Below are 17,616 nucleotides of genomic sequence, written 5' to 3'. Positions count from 1 at the left end.
AATCAGCAATTAGTTGGTTCCATAAACTTACTATCCCTCCCCGCAACATTTTCATTATTATCTCATTATTAGATAATTTTGTAAACAGAGGGACGGACCTATATTTCTAAAAATCAGGTCCGTCCCTCTTTAAAACCATCATTTCCCTATAAAACCGCCTTCGGATTTGATCACTTGTCCTGTGATCCATCCGGATTCTTCACTGGCTATGAATTTGATCAGTCTTGCTGCGTCATCGGGTTCTCCGATACGGCCGCTTGGAAACATGGGGAGCAAATGATTTCTGATTTCATCAGTGATCCACCCTGAATCGGTCGGGCCGGGATCGATCGAGTTTACGGTGATCCCAACAGGTGCAAGTCCGACTGATAACGGTTCTGTTATTGCAATCAACATTCCCTTTGACGCAATATATGCTAAATTATCAGGGTCCGGTCCTTTTGAAACCATGTTGATAATCCGACCATAATTGCACCCCGGGAAAGCTCTCTCATATCTCCTTGCAAACTCCATTGTCAACAGAAGCGTACCACTATTGTTCACTTGGTAATGCTTATCAAGAATGCTTTTATCAAGTGTACGAAAGTTCGCCGGCGCTTCGTATGTTGCATTGTTCACTAATATTGTAGGTATTCCTAGAGTTTCTTGTACTTGGTCCATCAATCGTGAGGGAGCTGTTTCGTCACTCAGATCCAGCTCCATATGAGCAGCGCGCACTCCCGTATGGAGCAGTTCCTCACATAGAAGATGAGGAAAGCTATGATCTGCTCCCGTTCCACTTATTTCATCAAATGAACTCAAATGAGTAAAGAAGACATCTGCACCTGCACGTGCAAGTGAACGACAAATGGCTGCCCCAATTCCCTTGTCTCGGCTTGCTCCCGTCACGATGGCAATTTTGCCTGACAGATTGGTCATAATGTGTTTTACCTCCTATTTATAGAAGAGAAGATCCTTGTTAGTGATCACCTTAAATATTTTCATAGATTTCCAGTAGTACCCCCTCTGGATCACGAAAATGAGCGACCTTCATCCCCCACTCCAATTTCTCCATGGGTCTGGTGATGAATTCCACCTTGTCTTTCAGTTTTTCATATGTATCCTCGACACTCGCCACCTCAAAAATTAAAGCAAAACGTTCACCTTGCTCCGCTCCTACAATGTTTCCCGAGTTGAGGGCATCCGTCATCTGTTTCCTCTCAAATATCCCTAAGTGTGTTTGTCCAACTTTAAATTGACCATACAGGGAGTTTTCATCTCCCCACGATACTTCAAACCCAAGGACGTCTTTGTAAAAAAGAAAGCATTTTCTATAATTATCCACCAGTAATCTGGTATGTGTTAATTTCAATTCAAAAACCTCCCTTGATAACTTATATTTCTACCAATTATTCAATCCTGTTGATATTGAAGACTTTGATATACCAAGAATCATTTCCAATTAATGCTCTTCGAAGGTCTTCCTGAATCCATAAAATGGTCTGTATCCTTTTTGTTCATAATAGGTATGGGAAGATGTGCTTGCCAGCATTTCAATTCTGGTCTTTGGATATAGCCCATGAACGTATTTAAGCAAAGCATCTCCTATGCCCAACCCGCGGAAATCAGCTTTTATTAATAATTCGCAAACAAACAATGTAACAGATTGATCCGTAAGTCCCCGGATATAGCCGATGACCCCACCATTAAACTCAGCTACATATGCAATGTTCGAATGATCCCATGCATCTTTGGTACTTACGCTATTTTCCACAAGATTATTCCACTTTTCTTCTGTATTTAAGGTATGTATGCAAGAAAAATCTTCCGTATTGTATGCCCTTATTTCTATAAGGTTTTCATTTTTCAAACGTATTTGCATCATGAATTTCCTCCCTTTGTCCATTCCACCTATTAAATTTACTAACTCTCTACCAATCTAATTCATACTAAACTTCAGTAAAACATAACAGAGAGCTCTGACTATACTTTAACATAATTATCCATAAACCCTTCTTTTTTAAAAAATAAGAAGCCAAATCATCAGATTGGCTCCCTGACTCCTATCAATTCCATTCCACTACTGGCTTGTCGATCTGAGGTGGAATCCCCAATTCTTCACCAGCAGCTAAAATCAATTCTTTTCTAAAGTAGTAGCTCATATGGTGCACAATCTTCCCATTCTCCACTTCCTGGTACTGTATATCATGGATTTCAGGTCCTTTCGTTCCATCTGAAAGCATGACTATGACATTACGGCCCCATAAGCTGTATTCCTCAGCCCTCATACCAGGGAGGCCATATTTCATGGATCCGGAACGCATCTCTCCCTTGCTGTATTCCTGGAAGCCAAGGGCAGCCTCATTATGGGCTTCTTCACTGATTAATGCCATAACGCCTTCAATATCACCTTCATTCATTGCATTGAGGTAGGCTTGGATGACCGGATGAGTTTCAGATACCGGATGTTGAGTCCTGCTCTCGAGTAGGTCGACAGATTCCAACTTCTCTTTCATTCGTCGGACCGTTGCATAGACTGCTCCCGGAGTGGTCCTTACCATACCAGCCACTTCCCTGGCATCGAACCTGAACACTTCTTTTAACAAAAATACCGCCACCTGCCTGGGGTAAAAAAGGTCAAAAAGGATGTGTAATGCTTCCTCTGCCTCCAGACCATCTGTGAAGTTTTCTTGAGGAAGTTCATCTTCCTCAAGAAGACCGACATGCCTTTTTTCTTTACGGCACTGGTCAATCCACGTGGTTGTCGCCATTCGATATAAATAGGCTTTCGGGTTAGTCGGATGCCAACGCTGGTAATAGCCTCCGAATGCTTTTAGCATGGTATCTTGAAATAAATCCTCTCCATCCCAGGGTGAGCCCGTTAAATAACGGCAATACCTCCACAAGCCTTCTTTGAATTCTTCGATCATGGAATTGAATTCAATCGCCAATTCCCTGTTTTTTTCGGTAAATGATTCTTTCATTTTTTCCTGCATGGTCATCCCCCTCTAATTTATCATTCATATGTAAAACGTTTAAACAATGCAAAATTATACGGAAACAGCAAAAAAATAGTGAAGAAACTTAATATACCCCGTTTATTTTACCATAATATTCAAACTGCTAGCGTAATAGAAAAAGAGGACTCCCTGATTCGGAAATCCTCCCATACAAATTAATTTCGAATATGCGCTTTCAATTCTTTCGTTCATTCCCCCTCTTGAAATTACCCGTCACTTTTGCCATGATCAACTGAATTCCTTTTTCATCATGAACATCTTTCATTTTTTTCAAAAATTTATCCGCTTCTTTGCCTTTTAAAGTTTTCACCTGCTTACCTTCATACTCGATAAATACGGTTTGATCTTTGAGGACCCGGTAATGAAAAGGAGAATCATCCAGTCTGTTTCGTTTATCGATATTGTCCATCGCTTATTGTTCCCTTCTATTCATATTTGTTCGTGTTGCTTCTTAGCAGCCTGCCAAGTACGGATCATACTCGGTACACCTACCGACATGCTAACCATAAAACTCCACATTACGTACATCCATTGACCGGTGTAAAGTGCTACACATATGAAAAACAATAGTTGACCCAAGAGGGCAAACCATGAAGCAATCCATGCGAAAGTAAGATTCTCCTTCATCTCCCATCCTCCTTGGATAAATTTTATATTGCTATTTTATCCTCGACCAGTTTAGTCAAAGTTTTTTCTGCTTTAAGAAAACCATACAATGTCTCATTTTCAGCAATTTCCCTCTTTACGTATTGCAGGTGTTCAAATGCTTCTTGCTCGTTATGTCGCAGATACTCTATAAGCGCTTTTCCTCTATAGTAACTAATCGGCTCTATTTTCGAGAGTAACCGTTGAAGATGTGTAATCTCTTCTAAATCGGGTTCTTTGCAGAAGAAATTTGATAATTGTTCTAAATGAATAAGGAAGCCTAAGGTATGTTTGCTTTTCTTTGTGTAGGCAATGTTACGATAAGACTTGATTTTCTTAAGCGCTACTTCAAAACCACTCGATTCCACTTCCTTATAAAAAATCATCTGAGCATAAAATACATTCTCTGCCTTTGCTTCCTTTTCTCTAGCCTTTTCAAGGTACTCATGGCTCCAATCAAGTGGATGCTTCTTGCTTAGCAACTCTTTCATGATCTGCAAATCATCGATGAAATTGTATGTTTCTTCATTATTTCTGAACAAAGTAATGAGCTGGTACCCATCCGTTCGCATACTTGTTTTCATTGGAATGATGGTGGCCATGAAGATTGCACCATTCATGGTAACTAAAAATAATATAAAATCACTGTGTAACCATACATAAAGAAAATAGCTGAGAATTGCCGCCACCAGTGATACGGCGGGTCCACCCGCTACAGCTGCCGCCCATTTTAATCTTAGTTTTTCCTTCGTAGTCTTTGGAGGGATCATCATGGCCACACCACCAACAAATAACCAACTCTTGTTTTCTTTCAGCTTAATGCCGTTCATTGTCTTTTCGATTCGAAGAGGACCAGCTGTTAAGAATCCAAATTCAAACCCACTCCATTTTCCTAACATAATATGGCCAAATTCATGAAGGATGATGGCTAACCATCCTGCACAAAAAATACTTACGAGCAAAATGGTATCTTCCCTAAACGGCTCAATGGAAACACCTATTACTGTAAGAAAGGCTCCAATGATTGTGACCCATTTTGGACTGTAAAGAGATTTCAAAATCTTGATTCCTCCTTATGAATAATAGAAGCAATCACTAGTCGAAAGACGTGATTGCTTCATTCTTTTTAGTTCATCACCCATTTATCCTTCAAAAATAGAACTCTGCCAATGGCAAAGATGATCACCATAATCACCAGGTTGCTTCCTATCGTAATCGCTATGTGCTGATAATCGACCACACCCATCAGTAATTCTTTGAATTGGCTGAATAGGTTAAGAATCGGGATGGCAAAATGTTTGAAGGTCAGCTCATTTAGTCCGACATTTGTGATGATCATGCCTGGGAACGCTGCAAGCATCATGATCGGTGCACTATAGCTACCGGCTTCTTTAACGGTTTTCCCCAAAATGCTTGTGATCATCTGCAGGGAAGCGATAAACACGGCATACACAATGGTAAGCAGAAGAGAAATCCCTACGATCACATAGACATTATCGCCAAAGGATACTGCGTCTTTCAGGTTTTCTGTGAATAGCGTAATCTCAATTGCAAGGACAATGAGCGTGACAAGACCTGTAATGACACCTACGGTAGCAATAGTCAACCACTTGGAAAGCATTAATGTGGATCGTTTGACAGGTGTCATGAGTAAAGCTTCCATCGTTTTCTTTTCTTTTTCCCCAGCAAATAAGTCAGCTGCCGATGGTGAGGTTCCCACTCCTATGGATATCGCCAGGATAAGAGGTACAAGGAAGGATAGCAGGAACATGCTGCCCTCATCATCCGCTACTTCCAGCTGTGTGATGGTGAACGGCTGAATGATGGAAAGGTCCGTCCCTTCAGCTCTTAATCTCTCTGACGTAACTTCTTTTTCATAAGCAGTTAGGGCATTTGTAGCCGCATTCATAAGATTGCTTGAATTCTGGCTGAAGGAGTCCCCGATTAAAGTGATTTCAGCTTCCTTTCCTTGACTGACACTTTGAATGAAATCAGGGCTTACAATCATGGCGGCAAGTGCTTCTCCCTCTTCGACAGCTTTTCTCGGGTTATCTGTTTTGACTAGTTCAATACTTTCAAATCCTGTGAATACTTCCGTTAGTTCACGGCTGATAGAGGTGTCCACTGCAAGGGCATAGGTTTCCCCTTCTCCTCCGGATACCATATTCTCATAGAAGAATACAAGTCCACTCATCATGAAAATCGGAAGGAAGACGGTAAGCAGAAGAGTTCTGCGGTCTCTGAAACTGTCTTTCAGTTCTTTAAGATAGATATTAAGAAGCATAGTGCTCATCCCCTCTCACCAATTTACTCATAAAGATATAATTCAGATCCCTGCTCTTTTCCGTCTTGTATAGTTCTTCAATATCACCTTGATATACCAGTTCTCCTTTATGCATCATGGCCACTTTATCACACAGCATCGATACTTCCTCCATGATGTGGCTGGAGAAGAGGATGGTCTTGCCTTCACGCTTAAGTTGATGGACGAGCTGTCGAAAGACATTGGAGGATGTGATGTCTAGTCCGGTCGTCGGTTCATCAAAGAGGATGATATCCGGATTATGGATCAATGTTCTCGAAATGGCGACCTTCTGGCGCATCCCCTTAGAGAATCCTCCTACCCGCCTGTCAAGATAATCCCTCATTCCGAACATCCGTGAAAGGTCATCGATCCTCACTTTAGTTTCATGCTTACTCAAGCCGTATAGTCTGGCGAAGTATTGCAGATTTTCCCTGGCAGATAACCGGTCATATAAACCTGTTTCCCCTCCAAACAGCACACCGATCTTCGTTTTGATTTCGTTCGGATTTTTAATGGTATCGTAACCTGCTACTTTTATCGAACCCTCTGTTGGTGTCAGTAAAGTGGCTATCGTCCTAAGAAGCGTGGTCTTTCCTGCACCGTTTTCACCCAGCAGGCCGACCACTTCCCCTTTTTGAACGGAAAGAGAAACATGTTTTAATGCGGTTATATAGTTCTTTTTATCTTTAAATGTTTTTGTCACTTCATGAATATGAATCAATTTCTTCACCTCATCAATATTTATTATATTTTCATCATACAAACGAAAGGCGAAAGAATCCTTACTTATGTCGTGAAAAGTCCATTTCTTGTCGTGAAAATGCCAAATTCTTCTTTAGAAATGGTAAAATGAAGTAGAATAATAGAAAATGCGAGGGGAATGGAAATGAAGATTGGTCTGGTAGACGATCGAATGATTGACTTAGATAAATTAAACGGCATCGTTTCCCGTGCACAAGGTGTAGAAATCGTATTTTCCACCACCTCAGCCGAGGAAGCCTATGACCAAATCAAGAAAGAAACCATCGACGTTCTGATTGCTGATATTGAAATGCCTCACCTATCCGGATATGAATTGGCAGACATTATCCACTCACATGCTCTCAACATATCGGTGATCTTCGTGACGGCCAACAGTGGATATGCCGTACACGCCTTTGAATTGAACGTCCATGACTATATTATGAAGCCCTATACAAATGATCGCCTGATGAAATCCATCGAGCGCCTCATGGAAAAGTCGAGAACGGCAGAACTGAAGGGCCGACTCTATTTAAAGCAGAAAAATGATATACATATCATTCAAAAGAAGGATATCGTCTTCATTGAAAGATCTGGCCGATCAACGACGATTTACACGAAAGAGGAAAGGATCAAAACCTATCTGACCTTGAATGAATTAGAAGGAGAACTACGGGAAAGGGATTTCATCCGTTCCCATCGTTCCTTCATCATCAATATACACTTTGTAAAGAATTTCTCTCTCTATGCGAAGAATTCATATGTGATTACATTTGAAGGAATCACCGCACAGGCCATGATCACAAAGGAAAAAGTAGAGTATCTGCAACAACATTATTTCTAAAAGGTGGAGCCCGTTGTGAAACAAATGAAGTTTTATTGGTTAGTACTTTCCCTATTTGGCTTTATGCATATACAGGCGTTATTAACGAACCTCTCATGGCATCTGCCTCTTTATTTCACTTATCCAGCAGTCTTTTTCGTAACATATCTGTGTTATAGAAAAACGAAAATACAGCATTTTGGATTCGATCAGAAATGGAGCCACCTGCTTTCCCTCACACAACTATTTCTGTTACTTCCCTATTTGATCATTGAATCATCATGGTTACCTGCGTTCTTTTTCATGATTTTTATCGGGATTGAGTGGGTCCGGTGGGATGTCTCCAGCAAATTTAAGGTGTTTCAAAATGATTACGAGCAGTTCGAGATGGAACGGTTTCATTTAACCGAAACATTTCGGGTTGTACGAAGTGAACGGCATGATTTTCTCAAACATATTACTTCGATTCACTATATGCTCGAACATCACCATTACGAAGAGGCAGCTGCCTATTTAGACGATTTGGTGGACGGGTATGAAGAAACCAACCTTTCTATTAAAGGGGAAAGTGGAAGTGTGGCTGGAATTCTCCACCAGATGTACAATCAAGGAAAAGCTTGCGGGGTGACGATGATATATGATGTGGATATGCCCCTTTCCACGTTACCCCTCCCAGATAAGAAGATTGTGACACTCCTTGGGAATCTGCTGTCCAACAGTATAGAGGCTTCCACCCAATGGTTTGAACATTACGGTAATCAAGCAAGCGTCAGCCTTCAGTTTTATAAACGAAGCGGTCTATATATGCTGGTTTGCAAGAATCCTTCCCTCCCGATATCGCCATCTATCCTTGATGAGCTGTATCAACGCTACGGACATACAACAAAGGATGGCCACGAGGGTCTCGGCACCAAGATCATTCAAGAAACCGTGAAAGAATACAATGGTTTTCTGGATTTTGTTTATAAGGAAGAAGAATTTACGGTGAAAATTAAAATTCCGGCGATTCATTAGGGAAATGCAATTGATGCTGGACGAAATCGTAAAAGTTTTATCTTCTACAAGCTTTCTTTAATCCTATCAAAACACAATCTTACGTTTCAGAAATCTCATAGCAGGGAATATTCTTATGAATGAATCGAGAGGAGGAGCCTCAATGAGTGGAGCATCCGGAGCTGTTTTGTTTATAATTATTCCTCTATTAATCATTGCGGTCATTATTGGAATAACGATTAGTTACTTTAGAAAAAAAGCGAGAAAAAATAGAAATTTCTAGGATTAGTTGTTTAATTGACTTGAGAAAAAGGCTCGGAAGTTCGAGCCTTTTTTCTTTTTCACGTCGAACTACATTTAAATGAGAATATAGATTATCATTTATCGATGACCATCCCTGCGCACTTGAATATAACCATTTTTACAACTATTAATAATATGCTCTGTATACTTCACCAATGAGCCCCTTTAGCTGATGGACACCTGTGTCTGTATTCGTCATGATGACCAGACCCGCTTCTTCATTAGGAAATGCAACCATCATCCCTTGAAAGCCGACTCCCCATCCGAGTGAAGAAACTTCTATCCCTTTCTCATTGGTACCAAGAAAAACACCAAGACCTATCCACTCTTTTCCAAATTGAGGTGTTATCATCTCTCTAGCGCTGTTTGTAGAGAACTGATTGCTTTCGCCTTTGATTGAATTCATCCATTCAATAACCAAAAGTGCCACATCCGTTGGGGTGGTCCATAATCCTGAAGCCGCAGGATAGGGGTATATTGGATATTTTCCTGTTACCGATCCACAGCCCTTGGTATGACCGCATGAGAACTGATCTTTAGATGGTGGCAGCTGAAAAGTACTATTATTTAATCGTAGGGGTAGAAATAAATATTCTTCCATTACCTCTTCAAATGCCTTTCCCATTACATCCACTATCACAAGCTGGATGATACAGAAGCCGGCATCGGAATATGAAAATTCGCTTCCGGGCTTATATTTCACTTCGATTGGAATATCACAATATGGTGTTTTGCCATCCAATATTTCGACCATGGAAGGGGTATCAAACATAGGTATGAGTTCAGAAAAAGAGCCTTCCGGATCCACAATCCCTGAATGGTGACTGAGTAAATGCCTCAAAGTTATGACCCCAAAAGAATTCACCGGAACTTTCCATGATGACAGGTAATCGTTAATATTCCTATCTATTTCCAGAATGCCCTGTTCAGATAGAGTCATCACTAACATAGAGGTAAAAAATTTACTGATTGAACACGCATGAAAGATTGACTCATGTTCCACCCGTCTATTTGTTCCCGTCTCAAGGAAACCAAAGCAGGCGGTTTTACTTATGCATGCACCTTCAATTGTAGCCATGCTGACTCCGACTACCTGGTAATCTTTCAATTTTTTTTCAAAGTTGATCGTTTGTGGATTCATAGGATCCCCCACTGTTTTCATTTAAGATTCTCCCTGAATTAGGCTATCACATCACTGAAAGAAATGGTTGAATCACAACAACTGTATCAAGATTTATTCTTTTCAGAGAGTATTCTTCTAATCAGCCGGATTTGGCCCCTATGATTGATCTCATCCTCGAATACATGAAACCATATGAAATAATGGTTGGAGGGTTGATTATCCCATAATCTGCTTTCATAGAGCCATTCATCATTACGTTCTGAAAACTCCTGGAACGTTTTCTTTCTGACCTCATCAAGTTTTGTCAGATAAAATTCTAGAGGATTCCTATTTATTTTCTTACGACCTTCTTCTCCAAGGCTATAGGCTGCACCCCATTGAGCCATTTCCTTTTCATTTGGCCTTCTCTCCTCGAACAGTTCTATTTGAAACCCTTTTTCTACAGCCGCCATGTGTAGTAATAAAGCTCCAATACTGTTAGCACCTTCGCACGGTAAAAAATCCAGTTCAGACGGGGTTAATCCTCTCACACTGTCCAATGTTGTTTTTCTGGCATAGTCCATCTGGGAGACGAGGTAACTGATTTGCGGACTATAACCCTTTTTTGTGTCTATTTTATATTCCATAGATTATCGCACCTTATTGTCATATTGATTAAACGACGGGGATCGAGCCGCGTTGTTTCACTGGGAGGACGTCTTTAGGTACCCATCCCTCTTCCCCATTTTTCTTGATTAAGTCATATCCTGTGCAACTACTGTCAACAACAGATATGATATCACCAATATCCACAGAGATCTGCGCACATGAAAGATCCGTTTTTGCCGAATAAGTTCCCTTTTCACTTTGATGAATGTACTCATTTTTAACATATAATAGATCATTGGTTCCAACTTGTTTGCACAGTGTAAAATGCTCAGATGGTTGAAGGGGTATCAATTCGTAGTTTGGGTAGGAAATGGCCCCCGACATGATTGGTTCTGATATGTAGCCCTTCACCACTTCACATGTTAGGTGATGATCTATATAGCTTTGGGAAAAGCTGTCCCCGTTCTTTGTTCTATGTATGATAAATGCATTTAACTGACCTGTCGATTTAATGACATTTCCTCCATCAATGGAGATGATATTCCTATCTTCACTTACAATCGGATTATTGGAAGGAATGTCACTGGAATAATTGACAACGGGCCAATGGCCGACAATGACATATTTCCCTGTTCGATGTGATTTCTCCAGGAAGGCAGGCATTGTGATCGCAGAAATCCGATCCGTTTCTCTCCAATCTTTACGATCATCAAGACCTGCATGAACGAAAATATAGTCGTCTGTTTCGATTGCAGTTGGCAATTCCATCAGCCATTGGATTTCTTGAGGGAAATGTTGTGTAAGGATATCTTTCACCTCCTGAACCGTAGTATCTTCTTTTAGTTCAAACCCTACCTCATCAAGCCACTCTTTCAATATAGAATGTTTTCTTGAACTGATGTAGTTCATCAATTTAGGATTCTCTTCAAGAAGATCTTCTACCACAGTGTCGCAATTCCCTTCCGTTACATGGACGTTCGGTTTCCTCTTTGATAAATCCATGATATATCGGACAGTCCCTTTACTATTGCTGCCCTTTTCACAAAGATCACCGTTAATGAAAAGATGATCTTCTGAACAAAAATTTACTTTATGTAACAGATTGATAAATAGATTCAGTTCTCCATGTATGTCTGAGATTACTATAATCCTACCTTGACTTGGTAAGTTCACTCTTTTTATTTTCTTCAATGTCGGCTCCTTCCTCGAACAATGGTCCATAGGTCTTATTCATTTGCGCTGTAAATTCGGCTTTCTAGAACATATTCCAATAATTCCTCTTTACTCCCCGAACACTTTTCCACCTCAGGTAAGTGGTAAAATGTAGTCGTGTTAGCGAAATCATGTACCTCATCATTTGGAGAATACAAGATGATTCGTTTTTCAAGTCCCAGCGCTATTCCCAGTTCGACGTGACTCCCTTTTCCACCAGGGAGCATGATGATGATTACATTTGAATCAATGATGGCATCTTTTTCATTCTGGCCGATGTGCTGAAGGTCTTTCACTGTTGATGCGCGTTCATTCCTGGTCCAATCATATGCCTGGATAAAACCTTTTTGTTCAAGCCGATCACTCACATATCGCACATGGTCCTTATTTGCAAAGCTTGAGCCAATATAAAACTTCATCGTTAACACCCTCTTTTTATTGGATATTATTTTCGAAACAATTTACGCTGCTTCATGTAATCAATTGCCTTCGTCTTGTTTTTTTCATTTACCAGATAGGCTGCTTCATTCTTTTCCCGAAGATAGCTGGTGAGCCTTTCTTCAGGAAGAGTACCTTCTACTATTGCTTTTTTCACGGCGCAATTCGGCTCAGTTTCATGAGTACAGTTCGTGAATTTACAATCCGCTGCAAGGTTCAAGATATCTTCAAACGTGTCGGGAGTATCTTCTTTGGGATTCATGATTTCGGTCAATTTTCTGTTGGTTTTCATTAGGACTCCTTTCAATCATTTTCATTTCCCAATATTCTTGTTAGTAAAGTTGGATTCTGTTAATCCATTATGGATAGATAAAAAGAAAGTCATTTTTATTTACTCACTAACCCATAGCGAGGAAAATAATCAATACAAGTCCAATGAACAAATAGGTTGAGTATTTCTTTCTGTCGACTCCTATCCTAAGTTCCCATAGACCGACTGTTATCAAATACGCTCCCAGCAGTCCCATGACAAAAGGCAGTATAATAAAAAATAACATTTCAGCTCCCCCAATCTCTAATACAGCTATTTAGGATCCGAACATATATACCTACACCTATATTCCAATTATTCCAAATTATTTAATAAAACACAATCCTTTCCAAAATAAAAAGGTGCCACCCAAACTTAAGGGTTGACACCTTCTCTACTCCTTCAACCGGTCCCGACGCCGATCAATGTAAAGTGTTCCATTTTCCTGCAACTCGACGTAAAATGCATCTTGAAGTTTCACTTGGAAGTAGTTCAGCTGATTTCGAAGCCACTCTTCAGATATGCCCACTTCCTTTAAATTCTGATACAGGATGTTCCCATCAACGATTAATTCTGTTGGTATGTATGTAGGTCTACCGGTAATGATATCCTGATCCTTTTTGGTTAATGGTTGATTGCCGGATTTTAAAAATACGGTCAATTTCCCATCAGGTTCGAAAACAGCCGTATCAACTTCGTTAGTAGAAAATACATTTTTTTCTCTTAGTAGCATGCTTAAATCATCCATATTCAGATGATGTTTTCCTAACGTATCTTCAAGAATTTTTCCATCTTTCATGACAATGACCGGCTGCCCATCCATCACTACCCGTGCTCTCGGTGATTTGAGTCCGATATATCCAACCAGGAGCGTTAAGACACTCCACCAGATAAGGCTGGTCAGTCCTTCAAGAAAAGGAGTCTTCGATTCACCTGCAATATCTGCTGCAATGGAACCGATGGTTATACCGGTTATATAGTTAAAGAAAGTTAACTGGCTCAATTGTTTTCTTCCAAGCAAACGGGCGACAAGGAGTAGAACTAGAAAGCTTGTAGTTGAACGTGCAATCATTTCAAAAAAATCCATGTGAATCAATTCGGTTCGACTCCTAAAGGTATTTTCTATTAGTATTGTTTAATAAGTATCTAATATACTCTACCCCGTCACCATTCATTTGAAGAATCACGCTACCACATACCGGCTTATGAAGTTATAATGATATCTGCCGATTCGGCAGGATGACATCCATTGATATAATAGTCTTCTGCTTTCCAGTATCTATTTTCGAATTTTGACAAATTCTTTTTCGTTTCATTTGATTCGCGGTTAAACCTGGTCTCCCTCGGGCAGTCCAAATAGATAATCTTATCAAAAAAATGTTTCCACTCTTTCCGCTGGAGAAAAACTCCTTCTATAATGATTAATCCTTCCTTTGGCAACGGAATGGTACTGTTTTCATGAGTGTCCTTTGTCCCGTTATAAAAGGGGAGAGTGATCTGTTCCTCTTTCTTTAGCTTTTGAAAGAAGTGATTAGAAAGCCAATCTACATCCCATTGCAAATGAAAATATTCCTGCCATTCTTCTGAGCCAGTATTATAACGGCGTGCTCGTTCAACGATTAAATCATCCAGATGAAATATTTGATATGGACGATTTTCGTTATTCAAGATAAAACTTAATTGTTCCACAAAAGAGGTTTTCCCCGAACGGCTTAACCCATCTATTCCCAACAAAAATCTCGGCTTATCATGCTGGGCAACCATACTCTTCAACAAATCCACATAGGGATCCATCGTCTCCACTCCTTTCAATCCTTAAAAACTTGACATGATATATGAAACTTTGATTATTTATTTACAAATACAAATGAAATAAAACGCTCCCTATAATATTTTACCATTTTTTCCACAAAAGAGGGACGGACCTCTTTTTTCAGAGCAAAACCCCTTAAAATAGGGATTTCTTCTGAAAAATGGAGGTCCGTCCCTCATTCTATATTTGGATGAAGTGGGTTGGTTTGCCTATGCTGTAAAGCTTTAGTTCGTGCATGGCTCGCGTGCATGCGGTGTAGAATAGTCTTCGGAGACTTTCGTCACCGTATGTTTGGGCTGATGCGTCGTAAATGATGACGGCGTCGAATTCGATTCCTTTTGCTAAATATGCGGGTATGACCACGACCCCCTGTTCATATTCAAGAGAGACGCTCTTCATGAGTTTAAGGTTCTCCACATGATTTAACGAACCAAATACCCGTTCACTTTCAGCAGCCGTTTTGCATATGACGGCGATTGAACGATACCCAGTTGCCTTCCATTTCTCAATTGTTCCGGTAATTTTATCATGCAGGTCATCATGGTCCGTGACTGTCGTTATGACAGGTTTTGCTCCGTCCCGTTCGAAAGCGGAGATATGTTCCCCGCCCGGAACTATCCGGCGTGTAAAGTCTATGATTGGTTTAGTGGACCGGTAGCTCTCGGTCAGGTTAATGTGATCTGTTTCATCCTGCCCATACAAATCTGTCAGATTACTGAAATCAACATGTTCATTTGCATGAGCAAAGATCGCCTGATTAAAATCTCCGAGGACGGTCAATTTGGCTGAAGGAAACAGCCTCTTGATGAATTCAAATTGAAACGGAGAGTAATCCTGAGCTTCGTCGATGAGTACATGCTTAATGGATGTATTCGTTTGGAAACCGAGAATCAGCTCTTTTAATAGTAAAAATGGAGTCGCATCTTCATAGTACAGTTTCCCATCGTCGAGTATACTCAACGTCGATTGGCAAATATTCTCCCATATATCAGGTGTTTCCTTCCTCATTAATGAACTAATTTTCATAGGGTCTGCAAAGAGCTGCTGATAAATACTTTTTACATCCACATATTGGAGGGACCTGATCCATTTACGGAGCTTCTTGAATTTTTTACGCACAATCAATTTTCTCAAGGCTTCATATTCCATTTCATAATCATCGGAGATATTTCTCTTCCTAAAATACTTACGGGCCTTATGATATTGCTCATTGCTCATCAATTCAATGGCTTCTTCCACCCACGGCTCCATCCGTTCATGTTTCTCCGCATGATCGATTTGGCTGTTTAGCCATTCAGTCAGCTTTTCAAGTCTATTATGGAAGCGAAGTGAGCCGTCACAAGTATAAAACCGTTCGGTGATCTCTTCAGCGGTGACAATCGTCCTTCCCCTGAACATAATTCCTTTGAACTTCATCCCGGAACCCTCTAAGGATTTCCTATATGATTTAATTGCTTCAAAGAAATCGGTAGATGCTTTGAATTGGATACTCGCCGTACGTGTTGCATACGTGTGGCGGTTATCCGCCTTCCTCAACACGTACTCGAGTTGATCGTAGGGACCCTCCACCTGGAATTCCATGCTTAGTCGGTGGTCCAAATACTCTTGGAAAGTCACCTGCTCCATGTTTTCTTCCCCAAGTTCAGGTAGAACTTGAGAAACATAACTGTTGAACATAGAGTTAGGTGAAAACAAAACGATTTGATCCGCTTTCAAAGTTTCCCTATATTTATATAGTAAGTACGCGATACGCTGGAGAGCAGCAGATGTTTTTCCACTTCCTGCTGCCCCATGAACAATGAGGAGCCTGCCGTGGTCATGCCTGATAATCTGATTCTGCTTCTGTTGAATCGTGGCGACGATGCTATGCATGTGATTGTCTGTTCTTTTACCGAGTACCTCCTGTAAAATCTCATCGCCGATCGTGAGGCTCGTATCGAACATGGACTGAATCACACCATCCCTGATGAGATACTGCCACTTGCTCTCCACGACCCCACGGATGACGCCCCCCGGGGTGGTGTATTCTGCCTGCCCTGGTGGATAATCATAATAAACACTTGAAATGGGTGCCCGCCAATCGTAAATAAGAAAGTCATCACCTGTTTGATCAGTCAGGGTCGATATCCCGATATAAACCCTTTCAGTGGATTCTCCTTCTTCCGTGAAATCGATCCGCCCGAAATAAGGCTTCCCTTTCATCCTGTGCAATGCCGATAATTTTTTAAGTGCCTGTTTGTGAGTACTCTCAGAAACCGTCAACGATTGTGCCTGCTGCCTTAAAGCAATAACGGTTTCCAGAAAATCATCGAAGGTATCTGTGTTTACCTTTACCTCATCCCAGAAATGATTTCGGGTCTCCGCCACTTCCTCCTTGCGCCTTCCTGTTTCGGTTTCCAGGGTTTCGATCTGTCGCATGATGTTACCAATCACATCGTCCACTCGCTTTTGCTCATGCCTAATTTCAGATTTCATCTAAGCACTCCTTCAGCTATAAAATTCAGGGTTGACTAATAAGGATGTTATGTTATATAATTATTATTGAGGTAATATGAATGTTTTTACCTCGTCAAAAGGGTTTCTGTATTAATATATCATAATCACAAGACATTTACAATAACAAAATTAAACCTGCGCCGACTATTTATCATAGTGGTGCAGGTTTTTGTGTATATATATGCTGCTCTCCCGTTTTAAAAAACCCCATTTTCGTTCAAGGGATCTTCAGGAATTGGTTGACCTATGTCCCATAATTCTACGATTCTTCCATTTTCAAATCGAAAAATGTGGACAACCACCGCCCCTGGATCATCGGGATTCTGCCTTACATGGGAATGAACCGCTACTGTCTCTTCATCTGCCATCGCTCGTTTCACTTCAAATCTCTTATTGGGATTTTTTACAGCATTGTCTTCCATGCCGAGCATGAGCGATTCCGAGTCTCCACGAAAATAGGGGTTATGATGACGAAAAGCATTTCCTGTATAATCCTTGAATGCACCCCGGACGTCCCCCGACGCAACTCGTTCCAGAAAGGAGACGGCTATTTCTTTCTTTGACATTGTATGTGTTTCAGACACTTCCATCACCCTTCCATTATGAACACTCTTCCCTAACTCACTAGTACTTCATAAAAAGTTCCATTAATAAATAAAGTGATGTCCCCTATCGTTCCAATGCAAAAAAAGGTGAAATAATAGGTTGCCTTTGTCACTTCTTTTTTGAAAAGTTCTTTAAATGCTTGAATAAAAAGCCGATCAAATTTAAACCAACTGAGAATCCAGGCAATGATAAGGAAACTGGCGATTGTCATTTCCCATCCC

General features: G+C 40.6%; 22 protein-coding genes. 2 read left to right on the top strand and 20 right to left on the bottom strand.

The annotated features are described in order from the left end of the window. Window positions 1–138 precede the first annotated feature (138 nt). The 9 genes from AC0VXY_RS10700 to AC0VXY_RS10660 all read right to left on the bottom strand — a co-directional run bounded on the left by AC0VXY_RS10700 (window position 139) and on the right by AC0VXY_RS10660 (window position 6,670). On the bottom strand, window positions 139–918 hold the full coding sequence (locus tag AC0VXY_RS10700; RefSeq protein WP_475527748.1) for an SDR family oxidoreductase: 780 nt from the start codon (window positions 916–918) through the stop codon (window positions 139–141). Between the two features lie 52 nt (window positions 919–970). Then, window positions 971–1,351: a VOC family protein gene (locus tag AC0VXY_RS10695; RefSeq protein ID WP_475527747.1), complete on the bottom strand. Its 381-nt coding sequence runs from the start codon at window positions 1,349–1,351 to the stop codon at window positions 971–973. A gap of 90 nt (window positions 1,352–1,441) precedes the next feature. Next, complete coding sequence (locus AC0VXY_RS10690) at window positions 1,442–1,864, bottom strand: GNAT family N-acetyltransferase (protein ID WP_475527746.1); 423 nt, start codon at window positions 1,862–1,864, stop codon at window positions 1,442–1,444. Window positions 1,865–2,045: 181 nt separating this feature from the next. Continuing rightward, window positions 2,046–2,975, bottom strand: a complete 930-nt coding sequence (locus AC0VXY_RS10685; RefSeq protein ID WP_475527745.1) for a sigma-70 family RNA polymerase sigma factor — start codon at window positions 2,973–2,975, stop codon at window positions 2,046–2,048. A 199-nt stretch (window positions 2,976–3,174) separates the two neighbouring features. Beyond that, window positions 3,175–3,408, bottom strand: coding sequence for a hypothetical protein (locus AC0VXY_RS10680; protein ID WP_475527744.1), 234 nt, complete (start codon window positions 3,406–3,408; stop codon window positions 3,175–3,177). A gap of 20 nt (window positions 3,409–3,428) precedes the next feature. Beyond that, on the bottom strand, window positions 3,429–3,626 hold the full coding sequence (locus AC0VXY_RS10675) for a hypothetical protein (protein WP_475527743.1): 198 nt from the start codon (window positions 3,624–3,626) through the stop codon (window positions 3,429–3,431). A 23-nt stretch (window positions 3,627–3,649) separates the two neighbouring features. Then, window positions 3,650–4,702: a site-2 protease family protein gene (locus AC0VXY_RS10670; protein ID WP_475527742.1), complete on the bottom strand. Its 1,053-nt coding sequence runs from the start codon at window positions 4,700–4,702 to the stop codon at window positions 3,650–3,652. 68 nt (window positions 4,703–4,770) lie between these two features. Further along, window positions 4,771–5,928, bottom strand: coding sequence for an ABC transporter permease (locus tag AC0VXY_RS10665; RefSeq protein ID WP_475527741.1), 1,158 nt, complete (start codon window positions 5,926–5,928; stop codon window positions 4,771–4,773). Then, entirely contained in the window at window positions 5,918–6,670 is a 753-nt protein-coding gene (locus tag AC0VXY_RS10660) for an ATP-binding cassette domain-containing protein (protein WP_475527740.1), read from the bottom strand. Before AC0VXY_RS10660 ends, AC0VXY_RS10665 begins: the two co-directional genes overlap by 11 nt. Before the next feature lie 165 nt (window positions 6,671–6,835). Here AC0VXY_RS10660 and AC0VXY_RS10655 point away from each other — a divergent pair, with 165 nt between their 5' ends. Both AC0VXY_RS10655 and AC0VXY_RS10650 read left to right on the top strand, forming a co-directional pair. Then, entirely contained in the window at window positions 6,836–7,534 is a 699-nt protein-coding gene (locus AC0VXY_RS10655; protein WP_475527739.1) for a LytR/AlgR family response regulator transcription factor, read from the top strand. A 24-nt stretch (window positions 7,535–7,558) separates the two neighbouring features. Further along, window positions 7,559–8,527, top strand: coding sequence for a sensor histidine kinase (locus AC0VXY_RS10650; RefSeq protein ID WP_475527851.1), 969 nt, complete (start codon window positions 7,559–7,561; stop codon window positions 8,525–8,527). Window positions 8,528–8,936: 409 nt separating this feature from the next. Here the strand turns inward: AC0VXY_RS10650 and AC0VXY_RS10645 are convergent, their stop codons facing one another. From AC0VXY_RS10645 to AC0VXY_RS10595, 11 genes are all read right to left on the bottom strand, one after another. Further along, window positions 8,937–9,950 carry a serine hydrolase domain-containing protein gene (locus AC0VXY_RS10645; RefSeq protein WP_475527850.1) on the bottom strand — a complete coding sequence of 338 codons (1,014 nt, stop codon included), beginning with the start codon at window positions 9,948–9,950 and terminating at the stop codon, window positions 8,937–8,939. Window positions 9,951–10,036: 86 nt separating this feature from the next. Next, window positions 10,037–10,558, bottom strand: coding sequence for a DinB family protein (locus AC0VXY_RS10640; RefSeq protein ID WP_475527738.1), 522 nt, complete (start codon window positions 10,556–10,558; stop codon window positions 10,037–10,039). Window positions 10,559–10,586: 28 nt separating this feature from the next. Next, on the bottom strand, window positions 10,587–11,711 hold the full coding sequence (locus AC0VXY_RS10635; protein WP_475527737.1) for a metallophosphoesterase: 1,125 nt from the start codon (window positions 11,709–11,711) through the stop codon (window positions 10,587–10,589). A 35-nt stretch (window positions 11,712–11,746) separates the two neighbouring features. Continuing rightward, entirely contained in the window at window positions 11,747–12,151 is a 405-nt protein-coding gene (locus tag AC0VXY_RS10630) for a nucleoside 2-deoxyribosyltransferase (RefSeq protein WP_475527736.1), read from the bottom strand. A 26-nt stretch (window positions 12,152–12,177) separates the two neighbouring features. Then, window positions 12,178–12,462 carry a hypothetical protein gene (locus AC0VXY_RS10625; RefSeq protein ID WP_475527735.1) on the bottom strand — a complete coding sequence of 95 codons (285 nt, stop codon included), beginning with the start codon at window positions 12,460–12,462 and terminating at the stop codon, window positions 12,178–12,180. 106 nt (window positions 12,463–12,568) lie between these two features. Next, on the bottom strand, window positions 12,569–12,727 hold the full coding sequence (locus AC0VXY_RS10620; protein ID WP_475527734.1) for a hypothetical protein: 159 nt from the start codon (window positions 12,725–12,727) through the stop codon (window positions 12,569–12,571). 147 nt (window positions 12,728–12,874) lie between these two features. Beyond that, complete coding sequence (locus tag AC0VXY_RS10615) at window positions 12,875–13,567, bottom strand: DUF421 domain-containing protein (RefSeq protein ID WP_475527849.1); 693 nt, start codon at window positions 13,565–13,567, stop codon at window positions 12,875–12,877. Between the two features lie 116 nt (window positions 13,568–13,683). After that, a complete protein-coding gene (locus AC0VXY_RS10610) occupies window positions 13,684–14,274 on the bottom strand; it encodes a kinase (protein WP_475527733.1) in 591 nt (196 codons plus the stop codon). A gap of 199 nt (window positions 14,275–14,473) precedes the next feature. Further along, complete coding sequence (helD, locus tag AC0VXY_RS10605) at window positions 14,474–16,768, bottom strand: RNA polymerase recycling motor HelD (protein WP_475527732.1); 2,295 nt, start codon at window positions 16,766–16,768, stop codon at window positions 14,474–14,476. 218 nt (window positions 16,769–16,986) lie between these two features. Continuing rightward, the gene (locus tag AC0VXY_RS10600) at window positions 16,987–17,355 is read right to left on the bottom strand and encodes a nuclear transport factor 2 family protein (RefSeq protein WP_475527731.1); all 369 of its coding nucleotides are present in this window, start codon (window positions 17,353–17,355) and stop codon (window positions 16,987–16,989) included. 50 nt (window positions 17,356–17,405) lie between these two features. Beyond that, window positions 17,406–17,606, bottom strand: coding sequence for a hypothetical protein (locus AC0VXY_RS10595; protein WP_435990907.1), 201 nt, complete (start codon window positions 17,604–17,606; stop codon window positions 17,406–17,408). Between the last annotated feature and the right edge of the window lie 10 nt (window positions 17,607–17,616).

The sequence above is a fragment of the Rossellomorea sp. QJM3NY_18 genome, from assembly GCF_056173145.1.
This window is presented reverse-complemented; position numbering and strand designations above follow the sequence as displayed.